We start from the raw sequence: 26099 nt of genomic DNA on the forward strand, positions 1-26099 counted from the left end.
CTTGGGTTGGGCTCTGTTCAATTTATTACATTGTCTTACAAACTGTATGACGAAACACTATAAACCTTAGAAGTTATTACTTATTGTCTCTGTTAATATAGACCACATAATAAATAAGCCAAACAAGATGGTCGTTCATTCAAACTGTCTTCAATTAGTTATTTATTTAGATCGTTGTTTACACCGTTATAAAAACTATTATTACGACAATTCAAATTCAATTCAAATTCAGTTCAAATTATAAATAATTAAATTATAAGGATAAAATTATGAGAGAACGTTACGCAAGTGGTATCGATGACAAAACTGCTAAAAAAATGATTGAGCTATTAAACTATAACCTAGCTAATCTGATTGACCTAAGTATGGACAGTAAACAATGCCATTGGAATCTTCAAGGCAAAGGCTTTATCGGTGTTCACACGCTACTTGATGAAACCTATGAGCGTCTTACTGAAGCCTATGACACGGTCGCTGAACGTATTGTTATTTTAGGGGGTAAGGCAAATGGTATTTCTCGCCGTGTAACTGAGGACTCTATCTTAGAGCCTTATCCTACTGAGATTACTAAAATAGATCAACACGTACGTGAGCTGACCAATCGCTATAAAATAGTTGCTGAAGAGCTGCGTAAAGCTATTGAGAAAGCAGGCGAAGCGGGCGATGAAGATACTGCGGATCTTTTTACTGAAATTAGCCGTATTGTTGATAAAGATGCTTGGTTTATCGGTGCAAATGCGCCTGAAAACAAATAATCTTTTGATGCTTAACTTGAAAAGTATAAATTTTCAATAAAGTTCTTAATAAATTAGATTTAAACAAAAAGAGGTCATCGTTTGATGGCCTCTTTTTTGTGGTCAATGCTAATTTCTCTTAGCATAAATGCCTTAAAACGCTTTACAAACATTGATTCAATTTAAACTAGGATTCTTCGATATCATCACTCGGTTTGCACGCCCCTTTAAGCTCTCCTGGCGGCTTTTTACCTAAGCTACAACTGGGACGTTTAGCATTCTCTTTGCGCAGTCTCTTACGCTCCACTGCGGCATCAAATCGACACTGCTGCAAATGATTTTTAATATCTAATGGGGGCACAGGGGTTGGCTTACCATGCTCATCGACAGCAACCATGGTAAAGAAACAACTGTTAGTATGACGTACTGTGCGCTCTTGAATATTCTCAGCCTCAACTCGGATACCCACTTCCATAGAGGTGCGACCGACGTAATTAATACTCGCCGCAAACGTCACCAATTCGCCTACATAAATAGGCTCTAAAAACATGACTTGATCCACTGATAAGGTCACAACGTAGCTGCCGCTATAGCGACTCGCACAAGCATACGCGACTTGATCGAGCATCTTTAGTAGATCGCCCCCATGGACATTTCCAATAAAATTGGCCATGTCTGGTGTCATTAAAATTGACATATATAACTCATGTCTTACGGGAGCTTTGACGGCTGTGCTCGAGGTATTAATTTGTGGCATAGAATTCCTACTACAGTTGTATGGTCAATAAATAAAAACGATTACACGTAAAATTAAATCTAAAAATAAAAGTTATAAAACAATGAGGTACAACATGGATTACCAAAAGACTTTATAAGATGTAATGTTAATAACATTAAACCAGATAATAAAATAAAAGGAAGGTATGGTACCTTAAATTATCAGATAACGAGTTATATTAATGAGAAAATGGCAATAAAATGCTAATTTCGAGCTTTTTTTAAAAAAAAGCTTGACGACTCAGATTTATTTGATAGAATACGCCCCACTTAACGCAAACAGCACTTAGTTCTTAGTGTGTTTTTAAGTTATTCCCTAATAGCTCAGTTGGTAGAGCATCGGACTGTTAATCCGTGTGTCCCTGGTTCGAGCCCAGGTTAGGGAGCCATATTCTTAGCATTATATTTTTAACATAATATTACATGCTATTATTGCTGAAAAGCAATTCATTTCTGGCAAATTGCCAAAGTCCCTATCTTAGTTGATAGGGATTTTTTTTGTTTTGTCATTTCTTTCATCCTATCCTAGGGCTTATCATAATAGCGCCTTTAGCTCATATTCGCGCCATTAAACATCTCTTCTTGTTGGAAATTCAAACCTTTTGATTGAAATTACGGTAAACTACTGTTAAATTTTCTAATAAGACATTTTTAATTTATTACCCACCCTTCTCTTCATAACTTTTATTTGATAAAACCATGTGGCCACTTTTTGATACGCCTGCTTTCGCCCCTTTTGTCATCGCAGGCTTCGTTTTAATCATATTATTACTGGTAGAAATCGTTGGCTTTTTATTTGGTGGCTTAAGTGGTTTCTTAGATAATTTGGTACCGGACTCGCTGCTAGAAGCTGATTTTGATGCCGATGTTGATATGGACATTAACAGTGATATCAGCTTGGGGCTCAAAGCCTTAGACTGGTTATACGTTGGTCGTATTCCCACGATGATTCTGCTGATACTATTTATAGGCAGCTTTTGTATCAGTGGCATCATATTGCAACAGATCTCTTTATTAGTGTTGGGACATTATATATCACCTTGGTTGGCAAGCTTAGACGCCTTTGTCATTAGTATTCCCTTATTAAAAGTCACTGCTGCCCTGCTATATCCAATATTTCCTAAAGATGAAACGACTGCCGTCAGTGGCGACTCATTGGTAGGTCAATCGGCTAAGATAGTGATTGGATATGCAAGCGCAGACAAACCTGCCCAAGCCAAAACACAAGATATCCATGGTCAGATTCATTATATTATGGTGGAGCCTGACCCTTCGTTCATGATTGGATATACTGAACAAGACGCTTTAACAACAGCTAAAAGAGAATCTACCCTACCCGCTACTGATATAAACAGTAATAAAACTATCGACATGAATGGTGGTAACACTATTGATATCAATAGCGATCAATCTACTTATAAGATTACGGATGAAGATACGTTAGTGATTACTAAGAAAATTGGTGATCGCTATTGGGTCAAGAAAATATGAATGAATTTATGATTCTTTTTAAGATTTAGCCGTCATTAGATTTCAGTTAAATTTTGCAAGTGTCAGATACCATATGCTTCTATTATTAAAAGCTTAAAACACCATCACACCAAAAATAATACCTAATCTAGAAATCCACCTATCAATGATAGCGATTGCCAACGCGACACTAAGATAGGTTAATTAATAGAAAGGGCATCATAATTGATATATAAGGACGTATTATGTCAGGTTTAATCACCTATGCCATCATCGCTGGCATCATTTTTGTTTTACTGTTACTGATCGGTTTTATACTTACTCGACTTTATACACGTGCCAGCAAAGAAGTATCTTTTGTGCGTACTGGTATGGGTGGTGAGCGCGTGATACTAAACGGTGGTGCATTCGTGCTACCGGTGCTGCATGAAGTCATCCCCGTTAATATGAATACCTTACGATTAGAAGTACGTCGTGCCAATGAAGAGGCACTGATTACCAAAGATCGTATGCGGGTCGATGTCAAAGCTGAGTTTTATGTGCGGGTTAGTCCTCTAAAAGAGTCCATCGCCACCGCTGCCCAGACACTGGGTATGAAGACCATGGCGCCTGATGAGCTAAAAAATCTGGTAGAAGGTAAGTTTGTTGATGCCCTACGTGCTGTCGCTGCTGAAATGCAAATGGAGGAGTTGCATGAAAAGCGGGTTGATTTTGTGCAACGTGTCCAGCGCGCCGTGTCAGAGGATTTATCAAAAAACGGACTAGAGCTTGAAACGGTATCATTGACAGGTCTGGATCAAACAAAATTTGAATACTTCAATCCGCAAAATGCGTTCGATGCCGAGGGTATGACACGCTTAACGAAGACCATTCAAGATAGATTGAAGCTACGTAATGATATCGAGCAAGAAACAGACTTAGCAATCAAAACCAAAAACTTGGAAGCCGAACGTAGCCGTATCGATATCGTCCGTGAAGAAGAGTATGCCAAGCTTGAGCAGCAACGTGAGATTTCTATTCGCCGTGCTGAACAATCATCAAATATCGCTTCTGAAGAGAGTATGAAAGAGCGAGAAGCGGAAGAAGCTAAGATTGCGGCACAACGTGAAATTGACTTACAGCGCATTAATGCCGAACGGGATATCAAAAATCAAGATATCATTAAGGAACAAGCGCTTGAACAAGCCAATATTGAACGTCAAAAAGCGATTGAGCTGGCAGAACAAGAGCGTCAAATCGCTGTGGCAGAGAAGTCACGTGCAGAGTCGGTTGCCAAAGCAGAAGCGGATAAAGCAAGAGCTTTAGCCGTTCAACAAGCGGAAAATGTAACCACCGTTCGTGAGCGTGAAATTGCGGAACGTGCCAAAGCCGTCCAACTTATTAAAGCCACCGAAGAGGCGGAAAAAGAGGCCATCGATATCAAAGTTGCTGCCCAAGCAGAGAAGGTCGCAGCCACTGATAAAGCTGAAGCGGTGCGTATCGAAGCACAAGCACAAGCGGATAAACAACGCTTAATAGCCCAAGGTGAGGCTGATGCCCAATTAGTCATCGCCAAAGCCAAAGCTGAACAGTATAGAGTAGAGGCAGAAGGTCAAGAAGCAATCAATAATGCGGCTAACGTGTTATCGCCCGATCAAATTGATATGCAAGTAAGACTGTCCCTACTTGAGCGTCTGCCGTCCATCATTGCTGAGTCAGTCAAGCCAATTGAAAACATCGATGGTATTAAGATATTACAAGTCGGTGGCAATGGTCATAACATGCTAGGCGGATCAAACGCTGATAATAACGCCTCGAACAGCGGTAACGGTGGTGGCTCGTTGGCAGATGAGGTCGTCACCTCAGCGCTACGCTATCGTAGCCAAGCACCTTTGATTGACCATCTATTAGGGGAGCTTGGACTATCAGGAGGCGGTGATATTAATGCTCTAACTCGCACCTTGGTTGATTCGCAGTTTGAGCCTGCTACTCGTGATAAACACTCAAGGTCATCGAGCGAAAACGCTAGCCATTCAGGACCGACCCATACCTCGGCAAAGGATACTGAAACGTCGCAATCGAGTCCAGCCACAGCGAATCTACATCAATTAGATTTGCCAACAGGGGTCAATAATCGTGTGGAGCAAGCCATTGATAAAGCGGATAATAGCGCTACCTCTTATGCCGATAAAGGAAACAAAATTACCCCAAGTAATTCCCCAACTAAAATAAACATCGGCCCTGAGAGTAAATAAAACGCATAAATTTCCGATATTTATTACACAAAGGCTTGACACCTACCCTAACCTTGGCTAGAATACGCATCACTTAGTTAAGACTGCTTCTGCAAAGATAAGTCGATAAGCTATTCCCTAATAGCTCAGTTGGTAGAGCATCGGACTGTTAATCCGTGTGTCCCTGGTTCGAGCCCAGGTTAGGGAGCCAAATTCCAAAAGACTTTAAACTTCTTTTATTTTTAAAGCCTTTAAAAAGTCCTAATCATTGATTAGGACTTTTTTTATACCTTGTATTTGTCTGCTGCTTTAATCATCTTCTTTTGATATTGATTTAAAGCCTTTAACAACACTGTATGTAATCGTGATAGTTAACTATAGTCAAAGAACTTTAAAGTAGTCACAAGGCAACCGAGTGCAAGTACTATTGCAGTAGGCTTAACGAGGTTAACGCCGTGACTCTTATAAGTTCGACGACTCTATTGATCCCCTTAGCTCAAGTATGGAAGTTGTTAAATAGATGTTTAGAATTCGACTAGGTTTGTAATATCCTACAATTTAACTATAATAGGTTAAACTTACTTAATATAATGATACGGCTATGATACCACCGCACATTCGTAACAAATTTTCTGATCATCCGCAAAAGATTATGCGTCCCGTTAGTATTAAGCTGTCAGAAGAGATGATCGCTTTACTAAAAGAAACCGCTGAGGAACATGGGTTCAAACGTATTCAAGGCTTGATCCGACTATATATTCGTCAAGGTCTTGATCGTGATAATGATGGCTATACTCTTGCTGATGATGAAGTCTTTATTGAAAAGCTTCGCGCAAACGGAGTAAGCGCCTCTATTATTGAAAAGTCTATTATTGATACTCACAGTGCTTTTAAGAGTAAAGGATTGCTTGAAGAGCAATACGAATCAAAAGAGTAGTCGATGTTTAACACTTAGTTAATAACCGACTGTTTTTGAAAAACTTAAAATTTAACTTGCAATAACCATCAAACCCTCTATAATACTGCACCTACGGAGTCGTGGCAGAGCGGTTGAATGCACCGGTCTTGAAAACCGGCAAGGGTTCATAGCCCTTCGAGAGTTCGAATCTCTCCGACTCCGCCAGATAGTTACATAGTTAGATAGCCTACTTAATGCACATTAAGTAGGCTTTTTTTATGATGGCAAATTTTAAATAACGTTTTGCAAGGTTTAATACCGTTTCTGAAAGTTAACACATCAAAGAAATCAAACTTACTATTAGACAATGCAATACAGATTAAGCAAGTTTGGAACACATCGGTTAAATCGACACGAATATCAGATATAAAATCAATAATCTATAGCGTTACTACTTGCATTCAGACAAAATTTCATTATAATAGTCGACCTACTGGAGTCGTGGCAGAGCGGTTGAATGCACCGGTCTTGAAAACCGGCAAGGGTTCATAGCCCTTCGAGAGTTCGAATCTCTCCGACTCCGCCAGATACTAAAAAGCCAACTTAATATATATTAAGTTGGCTTTTTTTATATCTAATACTTAATCTAGCCTGCCTGATGCAAATGCAAACACATATCTAATAGCCTATTGGCATATCCCCACTCGTTATCGTACCACGCGAAAACTTTAATCTGACTGCCTACCTGCATAAGCTGCTCACCATCGATTATAAGCGACTCAGGTTGATGTATAAAGTCGCTTGAGACCAATGGCAGCTCTGTATAGCCCATAATGCCGTATAGACTGCTCGTCGGCTCACAGGCCCTTTTAAGTGCCTCTCGCACCTCCTCAAGGCTCACTGGACTGTCAAATACAAAGTTGACATCTATCGCTGCCACATCTATCGTAGGCACCCGTATTGAGTGACCAGCAATTTTACCCAACATATGCGGTAAAGTACGTTCAGTGGCAGCAATACTACTTGAGGTAGTGGGTATAATATTATGCCCTGATGCACGGGCACGGCGCTTATCCCGATGCGGCTGATCCAATACATTTTGATCGGCGGTCACGGCGTGTATCTCTGTCATCATCACGGACTGCGTACCAAACGCTTTGTCTAATACATAGATTAAGGGTACCAAGGCTTGCGTAGTACAGGACACACTTGAGATAATGGGCAACTCACGGGTCAGCTCATCGTGATTTACCCCCATGACAATACTGGCATCAACTGTATCAAAGGGCGCTGCCCCGACGATTACTTGCTTAGCACCTGCCTTGAGATGACGACTGGCGTCCTCATAAGATCTAAAGTGGCCAGTACATTCCAACACCACATCAACCTCTAACGCCTGCCAAGGTAGATTTTCAGGAGAGTCAATACTTAATAGATCGATACAATACGTGGTGTTATCTTTGGATAAACACAGCTGCGTTGTCACTGTATCGCTCTCGCCCTGTTTAGCACTATCAGCACGTTGATTAAGACTGGCCTCAACACCCAAGCGACTGAGCCTACCATGCGTGCTATCGAACTTTAGTAAATGTAGCAAAGTCTCTTCATCGGCAATATCATTGATGGCCACAATATGGACCAATCTACCCAAGACCTCAAACCGTTCTATCAGTGCTCTTAGGACATTCCGCCCTATCCTACCAAATCCATTAATGGCCACCCGCAGCGGCACCTTGGGTGAGTTGGTGACAATGATGGACGTTGAGTTAGATACATTGGTACTGTTTGGATGAGTACTGTTTGGATGAGTACTGGTTGGATGAGTACTGGTAGGGAAGCTATTTGATGACATAAGGACAACTTAATTGGCGATAAAAAATAAGGGCAACCTCTAAATCCTAGAATAGGGTCTGTAGAATAGTTAAGCTTAGTCAATAAATATCAGCGCTAAACGAATGGTATTATAATCTATTTGCTCTTGCAGATAGTCAAATATCGGACGCAACTTGATACGCTCCTTACTGAAAGCCTCTGCGCTGTCCTCTTCGCTACTTTTAAAATCGTTAGGATCTGCAGCAGCAATAACGGCATCCACCGCCTCGCGTACCTTATCTAAAATTAACGCATCGGGACGTAGATGATCGCATTTCAAACTAGGGTCTTGACGCTTCAAACGGGCAACGTGACCCATAATAGTCGATTGCGCCAGTCCTCGGCTTTCAGCAATCTCAGCGATACTCAGGCTTTCTTCAAGCAATAGCCTAGTCGACATAAGAGTGCTGTCAGAATGATCACTTAGCTGATTACCTAATTTGCTTTGCTGGGCCTGTTTCTGAGCCTGCTTTTTTTTACGAGATTTATATTGAGCTTCAAAAGAGTCGATAATGGTCTTACTCAGCGTACCTCCTGAAGTCAGTATAAAGCGATCGTGAGCTTCTTTTAGTACTGCCGCCTCTACCGCTGCAAAGTCTAGTTGCGCATCACTCGACAATGTTCTAAATCTAGCGTCTGCCCCACGTGCTAATGGATCTAGCCGTAAGCTTAAGTCATTCATACCCAGTAGTTTGAGGCCTTCAAGCGACTTAAGACGCGATAGCGCCACATACCCCTGACCCAGCTCAAAGGTCTTAGATAAGTCTATCTCTGCCGCATCCAGCGTCATGCCTTGTGACTTATGTATGGTGATTGCCCATGCCAACGCTAACGGGATTTGGCTATAGCTGGCTAATACCTCACCATTTTCATCCTCAACCAGCCACTCTTCCCCTTCCGCGATGACCTGCCTGCCATCATTAAGTTTGATAATAGGAAATCTATCCGTCGAAACAGCGGGCCCATCAGAGTCGGCCTCTTGTTTATCTTTATGACTAAGAGACTGGCTGCCATTCTTCTCTTTTGATTCCTTATTATAGTTGTCATCAGTGCTCTTATCTAAATTATTAACTAAATTATTAACTAAATTATCCTCTGAATAACTAACACCCTTATCGTCATCGCTATCATCTTCTGAGTCAGAATCATTTTCAGTTGCGCCAATGCTTTTAGATTTTAAAGGCTTGATAGTAGTAAAGCCGATCAGCTCACCCATCGTCCCATTCGAGACACCCAGCTCATTATTATTTTTAATGAACATCACCTTAGCGCCGACCTTCAAGGTAAGCTCATCACTGGTTCGTACCGACTTTTTCAGGGTTTCGACCAATTTATTATCACCATGAGCAATGGCGTTATAAGTGACGGTCTCCCCACTTAATAACGCCAACTCATGATCGTTTATTTTATTCACGTTGACATTATGGGTGTACAGCCGCGTACGATTGACATCGACATCTTGATAAAACGTGTTTTGTAGCGCCTCTATGGCGTCCGCACTTACCCCCTCTTCACCTCTGATTTGATTCAGTATATTATCTAGGGTGATGGCGTTTGAAGTATCATCATCGGACTGCTGACGATGTTGTTCGGTTAAATAACAAATCTTAAACCCCGCTTCCAGCCAAGCATCGGACATAAATGCAAACTTATCTCGATTACTTTCACCTCGGCTACCAACAGGCGGTAACTGAAAGAAGTCACCGGCCACGACCACCTGAATACCCCCAAATGGTTTGTCATTTTGACGCATATGTTTTAGAACTTGATTGACCAGATTGAGCTGCTTCGCGTGCAACATGGATATCTCATCAATAATCAGCACCGAGGTTTCTCTCAGGCGATCTTTAAGAATCTTTTTGCGGGACAAGTTTGTCAAATCACGGTCGCTTAATTCATCTTTAATACCGATACCAGACCAACTATGGATAGTAATACCATTCATGTGTGTGGCGGCTATTCCCGTACTGGCAGTCGTCGCCACCGGTACTCTCCTCGCTCTTAGATAGTGAATATACTCATTTAAGGTGTAGGTTTTTCCTGAGCCTGCCGAGCCCGTTAAAAAAACATTCTGACCAGTTTTAAGGATATCCAAAGCGGTGGTTTGTTTCATAGGAGACGAATCTTTTGGTAGAAGGATGTGGTGTTATGATTTTTAAAGGATAGTTTATTTTCAAGAAAAGGCATAACTTAAGTTTTCTCTCATATAACAAAGCCACAACATACAATGTGTGGCTTTCAATCTTATCACTTAGACTATCTTATTACAGCCTGCTCATATTGTCATCATGATTGTGGATCTCGTGTCATTTAAGCATAACAATAAAGCCATAAAAGGTTCAAACTAAACTTTAACGTTAAGGCAATAAACGGCGAAACGTCATAAAGCATTTATCACCTTGGTCATCGATACACCAACGCATGGTATTCCTCTCAGGCTGATAATCGACATAGGCAAACATAGCGTCCCCTTTTTGATCGATTTGCTTGCCAGAGCAATCCGGATTGTTATTGTCATAACTGGTATTGATGGCAATTATTGGTAAACCATCCGGCTGATGCTGATACAAATATTGACCATAAGTCCATTCTTTACCACTGGTGGTAAATAGGACGTTATCTGCTTGGAAGTTATAACGCTCTTTACAATTAACAACCTGAGCAACTAGGGCGGCGTCCTGTTGCGCGTCCACTGTGTTTACTGCGTCATCTGATGGGTAATGTTTATCCATATAAGTTGGTTGTGCATTTGACGAGTTATCCGTCGTTTGTTCAACGTGTTTAGTTAACTGATTAGACTCTTGGATCGCTGCTATTAAATCCTCTAAGCTTTGATCATAGCCTTCTTCACCATCAATAGCAGCATTATGCCCATTAGATTTTTGACCATTTATTTTTTGGCCATTAGATTTTTGACCATGTAAATTATCTGGCATCGCAAAATCTGGAGTCGCTTGCAAATCCAGCTCCCATAATCCTACTATTTCAGGGCTGATATGGGTATTAATAACAGGAGCTTCGACATTGTCTGCTGAAAAAGACGCCAATAATGACGCTAAAGTTAAAGGTACAATAGAGAGTGGTTCCATATTCTAACGTTATCCTTTGAAGTATTTAAAATCAGATTAAGCAATTTAGATTCATATAACAAGATAATAAACGTTAAAATTAGTTTTTGTGCGTCATCCACTGTCGCTATTATTCTAAATAAGCCCATTTACTTAGTAGCTCATCCAGCTTGTATGTTAAAAAAGCCATAGATAAGTGTTAACCTTAGCTATGGTAGCAGGTAGAGTGAGCTAGTGATCCTGCTATAGCCAAAGAGCTCGACGCAAAGATAAAGCCCTCTACCTGTATTTCTTTAGATTGAATGGTATCAAAGTGCCTTAGAAACTAAAACTAAGAGACACTGTATTCACAAGGGAAATGCAAAGAAATGACCTATCAAGTATACGTTGGAATTGACATATCCAAAGCTAAATTTGACGCAACATGGCTAAACAAAGAAGGTAAAAAGGTTAAAAACAAAGCCCACAGCAAAACCTTTACTAATGACGAAAAAGGCTTTGCAATCTTTACCAAATGGCTAGCTAAGCAAAGCACAAACAAGAAACCGGATGAGTGTCTTATCATCATGGAAGCCACAGGCATATACTATGAGAACCTAGCCTATGATCTACACAGTAAAGGCTACACAGTAGCCGTTATTAATCCGGCATATGCCAAACAATTTGCAGGTGCCATCGGCAGTCACCACAAAACCGACAAACAAGACGCGTACGTACTCGCGCAATACGCCTATACAAGGCACCCTAAAGCATGGGAGCCAGAACCTGAGCACGTCAGAAAGCTCAAGTATCTGCTAGACCGTTTAGACACGCTCAAGGCGGATAAGAAGCGAGAAAGCAACCGTCTAGAAAAAGTTGAATCTAGAAAGAGCTATGACAACGATATCGCCCAATCTATAAAACAAGTGATAGACACTTATAACGAACAAATAGATATCATCCAAGCCAAGATAGATAAACACATAGATAATCATCCTGACTTAAAGTCAGGCTATGACAACCTAGTTAGCATTCCAAGCATAGGTAAGACAGTCGCACCGAATGTATTGTCGTTACTCCTATCTAAAGACTTTAAGGATGCTTCACAATGTGCCTCATTTGTTGGATTAACCCCTATACATATACAGTCAGGAATCTTTAAAGGAAGAAGCCGTATTAGTAAAAAAGGGGATGGCAACCTACGATCGAAGTTGTTTATGTGTGCTTTATCTGCAATTAGTTGCAATCCTGATGTTAAGCAACTATACGAGCGACTGCTGAAGAGAGGAAAATGCAAGAAAGTGGCTTTGATTGCAGGTATGAGAAAGTTATTACAGATTTGCTATGGTGTGATAAAGCACCAAAGCAAATACAAACCTCAAGTTGCTATTTGATAGTAATTTGAGTTGACATATAAGATGGTATCTTTTCGCTGCTATCTCCTTGACTGAGCAAAGCAGGTGACTAAGCTCATCGCTGTCTCTTGCTTCGCGAGCCACCTATGAGCAAGCCCCTGCATCTTACTCAGCCAAGCAGTATATTCGCTTCAATCTGGGCTAAAAAGCATCAAGCGTCAAAGTACATACGCTAAGTGCTACCAATTAGCTCACGATAGCTATTAGTCAACCCCAAGCTCAAGCAAGCTGGCGTTACCGCCGATAGCCGTAGTATTGACCGTTTTTACCCTTTCCGTTAAAAAGCGCTCAATATAATCTGGCTCAAACATCTCACGGCATCCTTCTTGATCGGTTATGGCGACCAGCTGCGTCAAGATACCATCCGTTTCGGCCAGATCTTGACCAATCTGAGCCAACTCGTCAAATGAGCCCACTGCTCCGACTACCGCCAGTCGACTAATGTGTAGCAGTGTGGTTAGCTGCGAATCATTGGCTATACTCATCACGCCTGGATAAACCCCAGATTGGGTCAATATGTCAATCGCTTGTTCACAAAGCTGCTGCTGTGAAGTATAGCGTAAAATAACCTCGTTACCCGCAAGCAGCGTTGTCAGTAGTAGTCCTAATACAGGTATCGCATCTGCATTATCCGTACCGACGATCATCGACTTGCCACGTGGCGCGAAATATAAATGGTTTGACTCTCCTGTCGCACCTGTCATCTGTTGAACGATATCTAATCGCGCCGCTTGCGACAAAATAATCTCAAACAGCTGTTGCGCTTTGACACTATCATCAGTCAACTCTGCCAACTTTCTGCCGGCTTCATTCAATATTATTTTGCGCTGCACGGCATCCATCTGACCCCAAGCTTCACATTGCTTGGCTTGATCTTGTTTAAATATTGCACTCATGAGCCTTCCTTATTTTTAATCCACTTTTTGGTCAATGTTTAGCATTGTTTAGTTATCAATATAAATGAAGCCAATGCTATACCGCCTGCCATTTGGTCAAGCGAGCCACATAATGAGGCCCACCGGCCTTAGGCCCTGTTCCTGACAAGCCACTACCACCAAAGGGCTGCTCATCTACGACAGCACCAATTTGGTTGCGGTTGATATAGGTGTTACCTACTTTAGCGCGGCGTTCGATATGATCCGCTACTGACTCAATCCGACTATGAATACCGAGAGTAAGACCATAACCCGTCGCATTTATCTCATCGATGAGGTCATCAAGCTTATTGGCTTTATAGCGGACGACATGCAGTATCGGACCGAAGTGCTCACCACCGATAACCCCAATATTGTCAACTTCAATGGCCGTTGGTTGTACAAAGGTGCTGTGACTTAGGTTGTTTGCTGCCTCTGAACTAATAGGCGTCTGAGTAATAATACGGGCACGGGTGTCTTTACGCATGGCTTCGATATGAGCACGCAGTGATTTTTGCGCGTCTTTGTCGATCACAGGGCCTACATCAGTTGAGACATAGGAAGGATTACCAACGATAAGCTCTGCCATGTTGCCTTTTAATAGCTCGATGACATTATCGGCCACATCTTCTTGCACACATAAGACACGACACGCTGAGCACCGCTGACCGGCTGAACCAAATGCAGACAACACCGCATCTTTCACCACTTGCTCAGGTAGCGCAGTTGAGTCAACAATCATCGCATTTTGACCACCAGTCTCTGCTATTAATAGAGGCAAGGTATCTTTACGATCTTTATTAAGTTCATCATCCACTTTAGCTAAGCGCTGGGTATCATGCAGCGCTCTATTGATAAGCTGAGCCGTTTGCGTAGATCCAGTGAATACTACCCCATCAATATAAGCTGATCCTGTTAGTGCGCCGCCTACTTCCCCAGCACCTGTCACAAATTGCAAGGCATAATCTGGGATACCGGCTTTATACATCAGCTGCGCGGCAAAGTAAGCAATCAAACTGGTTTGCTCAGCAGGCTTAGCCACTACAGTATTACCCGCGGCCAATGCTCCGGTAATTTGTCCGGTGTAGATGGCTAACGGGAAATTCCAAGGACTAATACAAACGACCGTACCACGGGCGCTACGTTTTTGCGTCATTTGATCGCCATTGAGGTCAGTAAAGCTATTGACTTGCTGGGCTAAGCGTTCTGCCTCATTAGCATAGAAGCGACAAAAGTCTACCGCTTCACGCACCTCATCAATACTGTCCTGCATGGTCTTGCCCGCCTCTTTATGGCACATCGCCACAAGTTGCGCATAATTATCCTCATACAAGTCAGCGATACGTCTTAAGAGTTCAGCACGTTCGCTAGCACCAAGGGCTTGCCACTTTTGTTGACCCTCATTAGCTGTTTTGATCGCTAATTTAGCAATATCTGCATCGCCATAGACGACCTCACCGGCAGTGACACGATGGTTCCAAGGAGCAACAACTTGGGTTCGCTCGAGTGCCTCGTCGGTCTGCTCACCTTGCTCATTTATGCTATGCGTTATTTGCTTGCCATTCACAATGGAGTTCGCCGTCCATGTTTCGGGTAAAAACTGATCGACTGCAGCTTTAAACGGAATCCACTGTGACTCAACAAATATATTTGGCCCAAAGCTTGCCAGTCTATCGTCATAGATATTTAAGGGCATCGGAATTTTAGGATTATGCAAGGTATCATGGGCGGTCAGCTTGTCATAAGGATGCACCGTTAACGCTTCAATCGGGTGCGACTTATCCAGCAGTTGATGCACAAACGAGCTATTGGCGCCATTTTCTAGCAAACGACGTACTAAATATGGCAACAAATCATGATGCTTGCCAACCGGTGCATAGATACGTACTGGTATATTATATGTCTCAATAATATGGTCATATAACGCATCGCCCATACCATGTAGACGTTGGAACTCAAAATCTCTATGCTCACTCATGGTCATGACTGAAGACAACGTATGCGCATTATGGGTTGCAAACTGAGGCCACAACACTCCGCGAATCTGATCCGTTAACAGAAATCTTGCACAGGCCAAATACGCAACGTCAGTTCCCTCTTTACGGGTCCAGACAGGATAGCCGGTAATCCCTTTTTGCTGCGCAAGCTTAATCTCATAATCCCAATAAGCGCCCTTTACTAGACGAACTGGGATGCGGTCACCGACTTCTTTCGCCAAGCTTGCCAGCCACGCTAACACTGGCAAAGCACGCTTAGAGTAGCCCTGCACCACAAGACCAAGACCATCCCAGTCTTGTGTCATCGTGTCTCGATATAGTGATTCAAATAGCTTTAATGACACCTCTAAACGGTCAGCTTCTTCTGCATCAATACTGATATCGACATTGACTTCACGCGCCGCTTCTATCAATAAGAGACAACGCTGACGTAGTAACCCAAGCACCTGATCAATTTGCGTTGCCTCGTAACGAGGATGTAATGCCGTCAGTTTAATGGACACCGAAGGCTTTGGCATCCCCTCTTTCACTTCGATATTTGCCGCTGAGCGAATGGCATGTAGATAGTCGCTGAAGTATTTCTCAGCGTCTTTGTGCGTGACAGCCGCTTCCCCTAACATATCAAATGAATAGGTATAGCCCTTGTTTCGATAAGGTAGGCTATTACGTCTGGCCTCTTCTATGGTCTCACCGAGTACGAACTGATGACCCATAATTTTCATAGCGCGCTGCATGGCACTACGAATGACAGGTTCACCCATTTTCTTAGTCATCCGATCTAAGAAGCCTGCCGCCGTGGTCTTACTATCCACACTGACCACTCGGCCTGTCATCATTAAGCCCCACGTTGAGGCATTCACGATAAAGCCATTGTCGTCTTTCAAATGCTTTTTCCAGTCTGCCACACTCATTTTGTCACGGATTAGCGCATCGGCGGTGGCATTATCGGGTACTCGAATCAAGGCTTCCGCCAAGCTCATTAACAAAATACCTTCTTGGGTATCTAAGCTATATTCAAGTAACAATGAGTCCACCATTTTAACCGCTTTATCATTACTGCGTACGTGCTCAACGAGGCTTCTTGTTTGATCACTTATGGCGTCACGTTCATTAACACCTTCTTTCACTCTAGGCTCAGCCAGAGGCAATAACGCTCCTAACCACTCGTCCTCATCTGCGCTATATAGCGGAGAAATATAGCTATAAATCTCACTGGCGGGTTTACTGATAAAGTCGGGTTGTAAGACTTGTTGTGGTGAAAATTGAATTGGATTTTTAGGATAAAATGGGTTATTCAAACTCATATCAACTCCACTGAGATATTGTTATGTTTAGGGTCATTGGGATTCTTTTAAAATGGATTTAAACAGTAGATTAATAAGATGCTTTTATAGGTCAGAATTTATAGGATAGTTATAACTTACTAAACCTCATTCTCAACTCTTATTGTAGGCTGTGGCTTTAGCAAAGCAATATATTAAAGGTATTGATTTTCTGGGCTAAAAGTACCAGTCTAAAGTGAGTTTTAATACGTTAAGTGCGGGGCCTAATAATAATACACAGATAAGTAATACACAGATAAGTAATACACAGATAAGTCATAAACAGTTAAGTAATAGGCAGGTAAAAAAGCATAGCGAGCCCAAGCGGTATTACTTATTAGCCCTCTAACGCTCGGTATAATAACGCTAGGTAGACATTGGGTAACACCAAACTCACTAATGCCTTCTTCTTTATAGAAACAGGCCTGACTGTTAACGCGACGCTAACACATCAAGCCTGTTTAAGATAGGATGGACGCAAAAAAATATATAGGAACTAGATTAAGATATTTAAAGCCATTTAGAATTAGTTAAGCCTCTAGTACTGATAAACCGTTTGCGAAGCTATTAAAAGCAAAGCAGGCTATCCAGTTGATATAACGCCAGTTGCTTTATTTTTTGTTTGTGCGTCAGTCCTAAAAGAAAAACCTCTACGGCGTTGATTGAGGTTATGAGCTTGGTTTATAAATGTTATCACAACTTGCAAGCGCTAAGCCAGACATTATAAAAACATGATTTTTGCTAACAAAACAAACGTTAACACCCAAACAGCAGGACTCACTTGCTCAAACTTACCTGTAAGGACTTTCACCACGGTATAGGTTATAAACCCAAGAGATATACCATCGGCAATTGAATAAGTTAGTGGCGTTAGCAATAGTACAACTGCCACAGGGGCCGCTTCGGTTAAGTCTTCCCAATCGATGTCTTTCAAGGTATACAACATCAGTACAGATACATAGAATATCGCCCCTGCTGTGGCATAGGCAGGAATCATACCTGCTAAAGGCGCAAAAAATATACTTAATAAAAACAGCACCCCAACAGTGACTGCCATTAGGCCAGTACGTCCACCTGCGGCCACGCCAGCGGTACTTTCAACGAAGCTTGTGGTAGACGATGTACCAAGTAGGGACCCTGCGACGGTAGCAGTAGAATCTGCTAATAAGGCTTTATCAAGGTTAGGAATATCTCCATTTTTATTGACCAAGCCTGCCTTGTTTGTTACCCCGATCAAGGTGCCAGATGTGTCAAATAAATCGACGAATAAAAAAGCAAAGATAACACTGATCATTGTCACATCAAAAGCACCCGCAATGTCTAATTGCAACAAGGTCGGCGCTATTGCAGGCGGCATAGACATCACGCCTTGAAAAGGAACTTGACCTGTGATTACTGCAATCAAAGTCACCACCAAAATACCAATGGTTACTGCGCCATGGATATTGCGATAGGCCAAACCAATAATTAAAAAGAACCCCAGTGCAGCCATCATCGGTGGGAACTGTTGTAAATTGCCAAGACTGACAAAGGTGGCTTCATTGGCAATGATAACACCAGAGCTTTTTAGGGCGATAAAGGCTAGAAAAGCGCCTATACCTGCGACAATACCTTGTTTTAAACTATTTGGTATGGCATTAATCACCCATTCACGTATTTTGAATAAACTTAATAGGACAAATATACAGCCCGATAAAAAGACAGCACCTAACGCCGTTTGCCAAGTATGGCCCATGCCCAATACGACGCCATAGGTAAAGAAGGCATTCAGCCCCATACCAGGCGCTAGTGCGACAGGAAGGCGGGCGTAAATACCCATTATAAAACAACCGACCGCCGCTGCTAAACAGGTCGCGACAAACACAGCGCCTCTATCCATCCCAGCATCTGCTAAGATATTTGGGTTCACAAAGATGATATACGCCATCGTTAAAAACGTGGTAAGCCCTGCTAAGATTTCTGTTTTTATCGTGGTGTTTTGACCATTTATGCCAAAATAGCGCTCTATTGCATTCATAAGAATTAGCCTGAGTTTATCGCTTTAGTTTGTTATACGAGTGGCAAACCAAAGTATGGATTGAAGTCGCTTAAGATTAAATTATGGAATTAGTACTTTATTTATGGCTAAAATTGCCTATTACAGAGTTTAAATATAAGTTGTAAGTTTTAGCCAATATACTAGGGCGTGTGGAACAAAAAGGGTGAATTATAAAGTATATGTATCAAAACTAGTATATTAATTTTTGAAATTACAAGTACAATACCTTCACTAAACCTGTAGCGAGTCTCAACAGAGCTTATTTTTTAAGTTAATCATTTCAGATTATTGCCCTTATCATGAGTTCCCTGATATTGTATGAGTGGCCTTATGTTGAGATATTTTATACCCCGTTCTCAACTTATTAAAACTCCTTGTAGGCTGGTGCTTTTAGCCCAGCAATAAGCACCTTTAATAAAAAATGCTAGGCTTAAGCCACAGCCTACGTTAAGTTGAGAATGGGGTGTTTTATTAAAATAGTGTACTCACTATGGGCAGGTTTTTGTTAAACTACTTTGTTATTAAACGGTTGAAAGCTTTAGCAGTTAAACTAAATGGCAATTAAAGCTTGCAATCTTTTGATTACCAAGCAAATTTATATTAGTAGTAACCTTTTACAACACTCCATTTATAACCGTCTATTTTTTTTATTAAAATCATTCTACTACCATCCCTTTATTGTTTTTTATTGCATTGAGCGAGCTATTCATGCCAGAGTCTATTAATCTCATTTCCCTTATTACCGATGCCAGCCTATTGGTACAAATCGTTATGGGTATTTTGCTATTGGCCTCCCTTGTGTGTTGGGTATTGATTTTTCGATTAAGCGCCCGTTTAGGTACCGCAAAACGCCAAGATCAACATTTTGAAAATTGGTTTTGGTCTGGTGAAGACTTAGCAAAACTATACCAAGGTATTCAAAACTCACCAGATAGACATGGGCTAGCGAACATTTTTTACGTTGGGTTTTCTGAATTTCTGCGTATGAATAAGAAACGCCAACCCAAAGACCAGATTATTGACGGTGTAGAGCGTAAGCTGCGTGTTGGACTTGGTCGTCAGCAGCAGGCTTTAGAGTCTGGCCTTGCCGTGCTAGCAAGTATCGGCTCAGTTTCTCCATATATTGGTCTATTTGGTACCGTTTGGGGCATCATGAATGCCTTTTTGGGATTATCTGTTGCTGATCAGGTAAGCTTATCCGCAGTTGCCCCTGGTATTGCCGAAGCACTTATTGCTACTGCTATGGGCTTATTTGCCGCTATTCCTGCAGTATTGGCCTATAACCATTTTACAGCAAAATCTGCCTCAATATATGACAGTCGTGCCTTATTTTGTGATGAAATGACGGGTATGCTTCAGCGTGAGACTCATGAGACCACAGCGACAAACCCTGTTCCTCGTGAGCAGGATGTGAATAGAGCGCAGAATATACAATCGCCATTGGTGTAAAAGGAGCAACGCATGAAATCAAGCCCCTTTTCAAAGCAAAAAAAAGAGCTTAATGCCAGCATGAATGTGGTGCCCTACATCGATGTGATGTTAGTGCTATTAGTCATATTTATGGTGACGACACCCATGATGACCACGGGGGTTAATGTCGAATTACCCAAAGCACAGACCGAGAACATCAGCACAGGTTCACAAATGCCAGTGGTTGTCTCTTTGATGAGCAATGGGGAGATTTATATCAGTTATGAAAATTACATTAATATGCCAGTATCAGAGCCTGAGCTTATTGAGACGCTTCAAAGATTACAAAGTCAGGAAGGCGGCGATACGTTAAGAGTCATGATTAACGCCGATCAGAACAATCAATACGGTATCATTATGCAGCTTATGGCAAACCTACAACAAGCGGGCATTGAAAAAGTCGGACTGTTAACGGGGCAACCGCTACCTGCAACTCAAAACTAATATACTGTCTTAATAACTTTTAGAGATTATAACTGTGCTAAATCGTGCGCCTAGTGTTTATACGCCTATAGAGCCTGAAGACAATGGTATCGTCCTACCCACTGTCTTAAGTTTACTTGTGCATGGTGCTATATTAACGTTTATTATCTTTTTCCACCGTGCGCCAGAAATTGACACCCCGCCGCCCATCGAAACCACCATCATTACACCAGAAGAGCTGGCAGCATTGCAATCAGAGATCAAAGCCAATCGTGCTGCTATGGCTGATAGTAGCGACAATGCCGTTGATGTGGCGTCAGAGGCTTTTCCTGAAACAGTGGATAGTAGTACTGATAACTCTAGTTCATCTATTACGAGTAGTATATCGTCGATATTTACATCAAGGAAAAATACCATTAAACCTATCGATATCTCAGAACAACCTAATCCATTCGATCAGGAGCAGGAAGATATACCACTAGATGATTTCCCAGATTTAGATCTTGATGAGAAGCCTACTCCCGATACAAATACGGATCCTAAAGATCCTAAGAAGGTTGATGAGACTTTCCCCCCCGCTAGTGGCAGTCCTGACAAGAGTGATCCAACCTCCAAACCTGTGAGCGGTAATAATAAAAGTAAAGGACAAATAATTGCGGAAGTAACTGCTAAAATATTACCTAATTGGAACCCCCCTCAAAGTGAATTAGGTAAAAAGATAACGGCATATATCACTGTTGATACCCAGGCCAATGTACTTAAAGTATCCACCAATATGCCTAATTCATCTTTAGAAAAGTCATTATCAGCAGTTATCTATGATGTCAGCCCATTAGAACCACTAAAAGGAACGAAATATTTAAATGAACCGAAAGACCCTACAATTGTAGTGACACTCACAGTAACGGAAAAAAAATAAACCTTAACTAATCTTGCTAGCTTTTAATCGTTAAACGTATGTTAATTTAAAGCAGTATTATTAGTGATATACTCAAAACCTCTATAAGCTTAATTTAATAAAATTAGCATCACCAATATAAATATTTCTGAACTAATATCATATAAGATAATTGGGTAATATTCATGTTTCTAACTTTGAAAAACGTTAAAATCTCAATAATTAATACCGCTTTACTGTCATCCTTCATCTCATTAGGTGTAGTTACCTATGCTAGCACAGCATATGCAGAGGTAACCGCTGCAGAGATAACCGCTCAAATATTACCTAATTGGGAACCGCCTCAAAGTGCATTAGGTCAAAAGATTACGGTATATATCACTGTTGATGATGAAGGTAATATACTTGAAGCATCTACCAATATGCCTAATTCTTCTATAGAAAAGTCAATGTTAGCAGCTATCTATGCAGCCAGCCCTTTAAAGCCACTAAATGGTTCAGGGTATTCTAAAATTCAAGCGACATTCACAGTAGAATAAATAAACCTTAGTTTTTTTAGCCAGTTTTTAATCGTTATACGTATGTTAAAATTAAAGCAGAATTATTGGTGATATACTCAAGACCTCTACAAGCTTAAATTAATAACTTTATTATCATCAATATAAATATTTCTGAACTAATATCATCTAAGATAATTGGGTAATCTCCATGTTTCTAACTTTAAAAAACGTTAAAAGCTCACTAATTAATACTGCTTTACTGTCATCGTTCATCTCATTAGGTGTAGTTACCTATGCTACCACTGCATATGCAGAAGAGATAGCTATCAATAACGATGATAATGTATTAAGATTTGAAGCTGAAAAACAAATTGAAGTGACTCGAAGCCAAAACCAAGTCGCGTTTGTACCCTTTGAAGGCAATAGTACCTTATCTAATATTGTTCAAAAAGATCTCGAAAACTCGCCACTATCCGTTACGAGTCAAGGTCTGATTGGTCAACCGCACACCCGTGACGACTTAGCGGCTACCCTACCCGCTTGGCAACAACTAGGGATTCCCTACTTGGTCATTGGTACCGTTAAAACTGTGGGCGGCAATACCGTAGCTGACTTTGAGGTCATCGAAGTTGCCAAAGGTAGAATTATTAAAGGCAAACAAAGTGTCAGTGACCCAGATGCAGAAGTAGCCGCTCACAAAGCTGCTGGTCGTATCTATGAGCTACTCTCCGGGGATCGAGAAGATCTAAATGCCCGTATTGTTTATGTGGAAGAAAAAGGTGAAGGCGCAAACAAAACATCGTCTTTAATCCTTATTAATGCGGATGGTTCCAACCCCAAACTACTGACTCGAGTAACGGATGCTAGTATTATTAGTCCCGCCGTATCACCCGATGGCCGTTACCTCGCCTACTCTGTCCAATTAAAGAATAATGTGGCTAACTTGTTTAAATATGACATGCTAACTCGAAAAGCCACTCAGCTTGTCAATTTAAAGGGCAGCAGCCTAGGTCCGAGTTTTTCGCCAGATGGCAGTACTATTTTATTTTCAAACTCTCAAAATGGTGACCATGATATTTATCGAGTCAGTAGTATGGGCGGCGTAGCTGAGCCGCTCATTGAGTTGGATTATGACCAATTTCAGCCCAGTTATGGGCCAGACGGTAGTTTTGTATTTGTCTCTGACCATGCAAGCCCTCGTCGTCCTAGCATCTATCGCTTTAGCTTTAGAGGTCCAATTATTAAGCTGTCTCGTGAAAGTTATGCTGCAAATCCATGCTTTAGCCCCGATGGTACTAAAATAGGTTATCTAAGTGGCAGTAGTGCTGCGGTAATGAGCCTCAACGGTACCGTTCTCAATAACTTTGGTGTTACCAATATTGATGAAGCCCCTTGTTTCTCTCCGACTAGCCATCGGGTGGTTTATGCACAAGGTAAAGAGAATAGCAAAATTGTTATACGTTATCTTAAAGGCGGAAAGACCATCACTTTACCAATAGATGGCAGAGCAAGCTCACCGATTTGGATACCCAGTCGTTAAACATTTTGATAATACGTTAGTCTGAAAAAAACCCTCAGTTCATGTATTGAACTGAGGGTTTTTTTAATGAGTTTCTAACAGACTCTCAACCATCCCTCTGAACTAATACCAAATTTAGTAGGTTCAGCGAGAAAGACAAAGATAGGTTATTTTATAGAAAAGGGTTACCCTATAGTCAAATCTGATGAACAACTTTATAATCAAAGAACTCACGTTATGAAAGCATTAATCATGATCACCGGCAAACTTATAACAAATATAGAAACCAACCTATCAAGAAAAATGAGTGCAAACTCTACTACTATTCCAAACACCAAAAACAGTAGGTTTAATGAGCTTAATAAACATATCGTCTTTTATAGAAAGGGTATTATTAAAATATGCCAATGGTTGTTGGTTGCTGTTGCGTTAAGCTTATCCGCCTGTCAACATATACAACTGGCTAGAAATCCAATACCGGTGACAGCAGATTTTAACCCCACAACAACCGACCTATCATCAAATAGCAGTACTCCCGCTATAACGGCGGCTGATTAATTAATAATTGTGCCAGATGCTCACCAAATAGCTTCGCTGAATTGATGTCCCCTTCTCCTGGGGTCACTTCTGGCGAGTCATCGGTAGATTGAGTCATTAAGCCTAGGAAGCTTGATAGGCGATTAACATCTTGCTCGGTATGACCGGTTGGCATCACTGGAAATCCAGCCCAGTTCATTCCATGCTGCATGCTAAACAGACAAATTTGTTGTAAGGCTGCAAGCTTATCCCCACTTAGACCGCCAGAATTTGCAAATCCTGCAGCCCACTTGCCATGCCAATTGCGGTGAAACCAGCGTTTTGACGTACTGTCCATAAATGTCTTAAATTCAGCGGTAATACTACCCATATATACCGCACTACCAAATACCATCATTTGTGACTCATCTGCAAAGTCCCAATCCATGTGCTTAATATCAATGGATTTTACTTCTACAGTGGCACCTGCATAGTCTTCGACCCCTTCAGCGATAGCATTGGCAACGCGTCGAGTATGGCCATAGTTGCTGTGATAGATGACGGCGATTTTTAACTGCTCATCAGATCTTCGGGACTGATTTGGTTCATCATTTGATGTCTCATTACTTACAGATTTAGAGTTTATATCAGTCATGGGTTACGAGCATCCTAATTAATAACTGGCAGAGGGGGCATTTAAAATGGTAATTTTATAGAGTAATTTTCAAATATGGGATTTTTAGATATAATTTAACCAATAACGCCATTTCAATAACCGCTTATTCGGCTTAAACCTATAAAACCCTATAAAAGTGCCTATTTAACCTAACCTGACCTAAATTTGCAAATATTGCTAACAAAATACAACACCTTTAACACTGCTATTTAAGTCGCATGATGAGTAATGCCATACGTCCGGTATTTTTTTCAGCAAGGTGCGTTTTTCGGCGGTAAGAATAATAACGCGAGTTAGCATAACTACACGCATACGCTGGGCTGCTGTTTTCCAGAGATTTGGCCGCAACGTTATCGTTTAACAACCCTTCCGATGGTAACGACTCTTTCGAACTAATAGATTGATAATCTTCTGATATAGCCACTTGCTTCGATTGATTAACCTTATTAACCCTATGAACCTTGATACCAAGGCTTGTCAATTGTAGCTCAGCCAACTTTGGAAGATCCAACCACGCTTTGTCAGGATTGTCATGAACCTTAATGATTTGTTGATGAACAACCTGACTGTCCATACCCATCGCTTCACAACCTGACAACAGTTTATGGACTACCTCCGTCGATACCTCATAGCAAGGCTGACTGATACAAGCCCCTATCCAAGCTTGCATTGGTTCATGCTGAACATCGTCACTTGTACCATTCACCATCTCGGTATAGCTTGCATTAATTACACCATTCGCCAAACCTTGCCAGCCTGCATGAATGGCTGAGATTTGCTTTGAATTGGGATCGTATAAGGCAATAGGCACACAATCGGCAGTCATGATCGCCAGTGCTTGATGGGGGAGATTGGTTACCATTGCATCTGCTGCTGGCGGCGTTAGTGATAGCTTAAGTGCAGAATGAGCGTTATCAGAGTCAATAGAAGTATCAATACGGGTTTGTGTTTTAGGATAATTGCCCACACGCACAACTTGATTACTATGGATTTGATTTAACCAATAAATTGACTCGATGGACGGACTGAATTTTGACGGTGACTCATTAGGTAGTTGAGAATCTATCTGAGCTTGGGAGGCAAGATAGTGATTAATTTCAGTCATCAGTTGCGCACGGTTTTTTAAGACCGTTTGTGGATCATCATTGACATGCAGACCTAAATTAAAACGGCCAAAGCTATTTTTATCGGTATTGACACTTATAGTGTTGTTATTATCGTTAGACGCTTGTTCTATACTATTAGCGTCTAGACGCATACCAGCATCGGTCTGGATAACTAGGATGTCATCGGTATGCGCCAATACTTCATATACGTCCATAGCATTACGACTCTGAGTTTTAGTCACTGAATTGTCGTGAGTCACATTATTTAAGGTATTCATCGTTTATATTCCAAAG

Annotated in this window: 20 protein-coding genes and 4 tRNA genes; 15 read left to right on the forward strand and 9 right to left on the reverse strand. The window is 41.3% G+C overall.

Annotated features, from left to right (window positions below; translation table 11 throughout):
• Positions 1–269 precede the first annotated feature (269 nt).
• Entirely contained in the window at positions 270–755 is a 486-nt protein-coding gene (dps, locus tag AC21OG_RS12170) for a DNA starvation/stationary phase protection protein Dps (protein ID WP_487376867.1), read from the forward strand.
• Between the two features lie 166 nt (positions 756–921).
• On the opposite strand, the gene AC21OG_RS12175 is transcribed toward dps, so the two are convergent.
• Positions 922–1491, reverse strand: coding sequence for an acyl-CoA thioesterase (locus AC21OG_RS12175; RefSeq protein WP_487376868.1), 570 nt, complete (start codon positions 1489–1491; stop codon positions 922–924).
• 333 nt (positions 1492–1824) lie between these two features.
• Between AC21OG_RS12175 and AC21OG_RS12180 the strand changes: the two genes are divergently transcribed.
• The 7 genes from AC21OG_RS12180 to AC21OG_RS12210 all read left to right on the forward strand — a co-directional run bounded on the left by AC21OG_RS12180 (position 1825) and on the right by AC21OG_RS12210 (position 6678).
• Positions 1825–1900, forward strand: a tRNA-Asn gene (locus AC21OG_RS12180).
• A gap of 310 nt (positions 1901–2210) precedes the next feature.
• Positions 2211–3002, forward strand: a complete 792-nt coding sequence (locus tag AC21OG_RS12185) for a YqiJ family protein (RefSeq protein ID WP_487376870.1) — start codon at positions 2211–2213, stop codon at positions 3000–3002.
• Positions 3003–3226: 224 nt separating this feature from the next.
• Positions 3227–5215 carry a flotillin family protein gene (locus AC21OG_RS12190; protein ID WP_487376871.1) on the forward strand — a complete coding sequence of 663 codons (1989 nt, stop codon included), beginning with the start codon at positions 3227–3229 and terminating at the stop codon, positions 5213–5215.
• Positions 5216–5329: 114 nt separating this feature from the next.
• Positions 5330–5405 (forward strand) — tRNA-Asn (locus AC21OG_RS12195).
• A gap of 390 nt (positions 5406–5795) precedes the next feature.
• Complete coding sequence (locus AC21OG_RS12200) at positions 5796–6131, forward strand: CopG family transcriptional regulator (RefSeq protein ID WP_486546503.1); 336 nt, start codon at positions 5796–5798, stop codon at positions 6129–6131.
• Between the two features lie 95 nt (positions 6132–6226).
• Positions 6227–6317: transfer RNA gene (locus AC21OG_RS12205), tRNA-Ser, on the forward strand.
• A 270-nt stretch (positions 6318–6587) separates the two neighbouring features.
• A tRNA-Ser gene (locus tag AC21OG_RS12210) sits at positions 6588–6678 on the forward strand.
• A gap of 60 nt (positions 6679–6738) precedes the next feature.
• On the opposite strand, the gene AC21OG_RS12215 is transcribed toward AC21OG_RS12210, so the two are convergent.
• The 3 genes from AC21OG_RS12215 to AC21OG_RS12225 form a co-directional block, all read right to left on the reverse strand.
• Positions 6739–7845 (reverse strand): type I glyceraldehyde-3-phosphate dehydrogenase, encoded by a 1107-nt coding sequence (locus AC21OG_RS12215; RefSeq protein ID WP_487377144.1) that lies wholly within the window; start codon positions 7843–7845, stop codon positions 6739–6741.
• Positions 7846–8019: 174 nt separating this feature from the next.
• On the reverse strand, positions 8020–10077 hold the full coding sequence (locus tag AC21OG_RS12220) for an AAA family ATPase (RefSeq protein ID WP_487376872.1): 2058 nt from the start codon (positions 10075–10077) through the stop codon (positions 8020–8022).
• 244 nt (positions 10078–10321) lie between these two features.
• Positions 10322–11053, reverse strand: coding sequence for a hypothetical protein (locus AC21OG_RS12225; protein WP_487376873.1), 732 nt, complete (start codon positions 11051–11053; stop codon positions 10322–10324).
• A gap of 347 nt (positions 11054–11400) precedes the next feature.
• Here AC21OG_RS12225 and AC21OG_RS12230 point away from each other — a divergent pair, with 347 nt between their 5' ends.
• Positions 11401–12405 carry an IS110 family RNA-guided transposase gene (locus AC21OG_RS12230; RefSeq protein ID WP_491185049.1) on the forward strand — a complete coding sequence of 335 codons (1005 nt, stop codon included), beginning with the start codon at positions 11401–11403 and terminating at the stop codon, positions 12403–12405.
• Positions 12406–12629: 224 nt separating this feature from the next.
• On the opposite strand, the gene AC21OG_RS12235 is transcribed toward AC21OG_RS12230, so the two are convergent.
• The 3 genes from AC21OG_RS12235 to AC21OG_RS12245 form a co-directional block, all read right to left on the reverse strand.
• Positions 12630–13322, reverse strand: coding sequence for an aldehyde dehydrogenase family protein (locus AC21OG_RS12235; RefSeq protein WP_486546500.1), 693 nt, complete (start codon positions 13320–13322; stop codon positions 12630–12632).
• Between the two features lie 76 nt (positions 13323–13398).
• Positions 13399–16641, reverse strand: coding sequence for a bifunctional proline dehydrogenase/L-glutamate gamma-semialdehyde dehydrogenase PutA (gene putA / locus AC21OG_RS12240; RefSeq protein ID WP_487376875.1), 3243 nt, complete (start codon positions 16639–16641; stop codon positions 13399–13401).
• A gap of 739 nt (positions 16642–17380) precedes the next feature.
• Positions 17381–18676 carry an NCS2 family permease gene (locus AC21OG_RS12245; RefSeq protein ID WP_487376876.1) on the reverse strand — a complete coding sequence of 432 codons (1296 nt, stop codon included), beginning with the start codon at positions 18674–18676 and terminating at the stop codon, positions 17381–17383.
• A 729-nt stretch (positions 18677–19405) separates the two neighbouring features.
• On the opposite strand from AC21OG_RS12245, the gene tolQ reads away from it, so the two are divergent.
• The 6 genes from tolQ to AC21OG_RS12275 all read left to right on the forward strand — a co-directional run bounded on the left by tolQ (position 19406) and on the right by AC21OG_RS12275 (position 24065).
• Positions 19406–20146 (forward strand): protein TolQ, encoded by a 741-nt coding sequence (gene tolQ / locus AC21OG_RS12250; protein ID WP_487376877.1) that lies wholly within the window; start codon positions 19406–19408, stop codon positions 20144–20146.
• 12 nt (positions 20147–20158) lie between these two features.
• The gene (tolR, locus tag AC21OG_RS12255) at positions 20159–20611 is read left to right on the forward strand and encodes a protein TolR (protein ID WP_487376878.1); all 453 of its coding nucleotides are present in this window, start codon (positions 20159–20161) and stop codon (positions 20609–20611) included.
• 34 nt (positions 20612–20645) lie between these two features.
• A complete protein-coding gene (locus AC21OG_RS12260) occupies positions 20646–21509 on the forward strand; it encodes a hypothetical protein (protein ID WP_487376879.1) in 864 nt (287 codons plus the stop codon).
• Positions 21510–21673: 164 nt separating this feature from the next.
• Positions 21674–22027, forward strand: coding sequence for a TonB C-terminal domain-containing protein (locus AC21OG_RS12265; protein WP_487376880.1), 354 nt, complete (start codon positions 21674–21676; stop codon positions 22025–22027).
• A gap of 169 nt (positions 22028–22196) precedes the next feature.
• Positions 22197–23528 carry a hypothetical protein gene (locus AC21OG_RS12270; protein ID WP_487376881.1) on the forward strand — a complete coding sequence of 444 codons (1332 nt, stop codon included), beginning with the start codon at positions 22197–22199 and terminating at the stop codon, positions 23526–23528.
• A 216-nt stretch (positions 23529–23744) separates the two neighbouring features.
• The gene (locus AC21OG_RS12275; protein ID WP_487376882.1) at positions 23745–24065 is read left to right on the forward strand and encodes a hypothetical protein; all 321 of its coding nucleotides are present in this window, start codon (positions 23745–23747) and stop codon (positions 24063–24065) included.
• Here the strand turns inward: AC21OG_RS12275 and AC21OG_RS12280 are convergent.
• Both AC21OG_RS12280 and AC21OG_RS12285 read right to left on the reverse strand, forming a co-directional pair.
• Positions 24046–24678 (reverse strand): flavodoxin family protein, encoded by a 633-nt coding sequence (locus AC21OG_RS12280; protein ID WP_487376883.1) that lies wholly within the window; start codon positions 24676–24678, stop codon positions 24046–24048. The genes AC21OG_RS12275 and AC21OG_RS12280 overlap by 20 nt on opposite strands.
• Positions 24679–24904: 226 nt before the next feature.
• The gene (locus AC21OG_RS12285; RefSeq protein ID WP_487376884.1) at positions 24905–26083 is read right to left on the reverse strand and encodes a purine nucleoside phosphorylase YfiH/LACC1 family protein; all 1179 of its coding nucleotides are present in this window, start codon (positions 26081–26083) and stop codon (positions 24905–24907) included.
• Positions 26084–26099: the final 16 nt, after the last annotated feature.

The sequence above is a fragment of the Psychrobacter sp. CX5 genome, assembly GCF_057621535.2.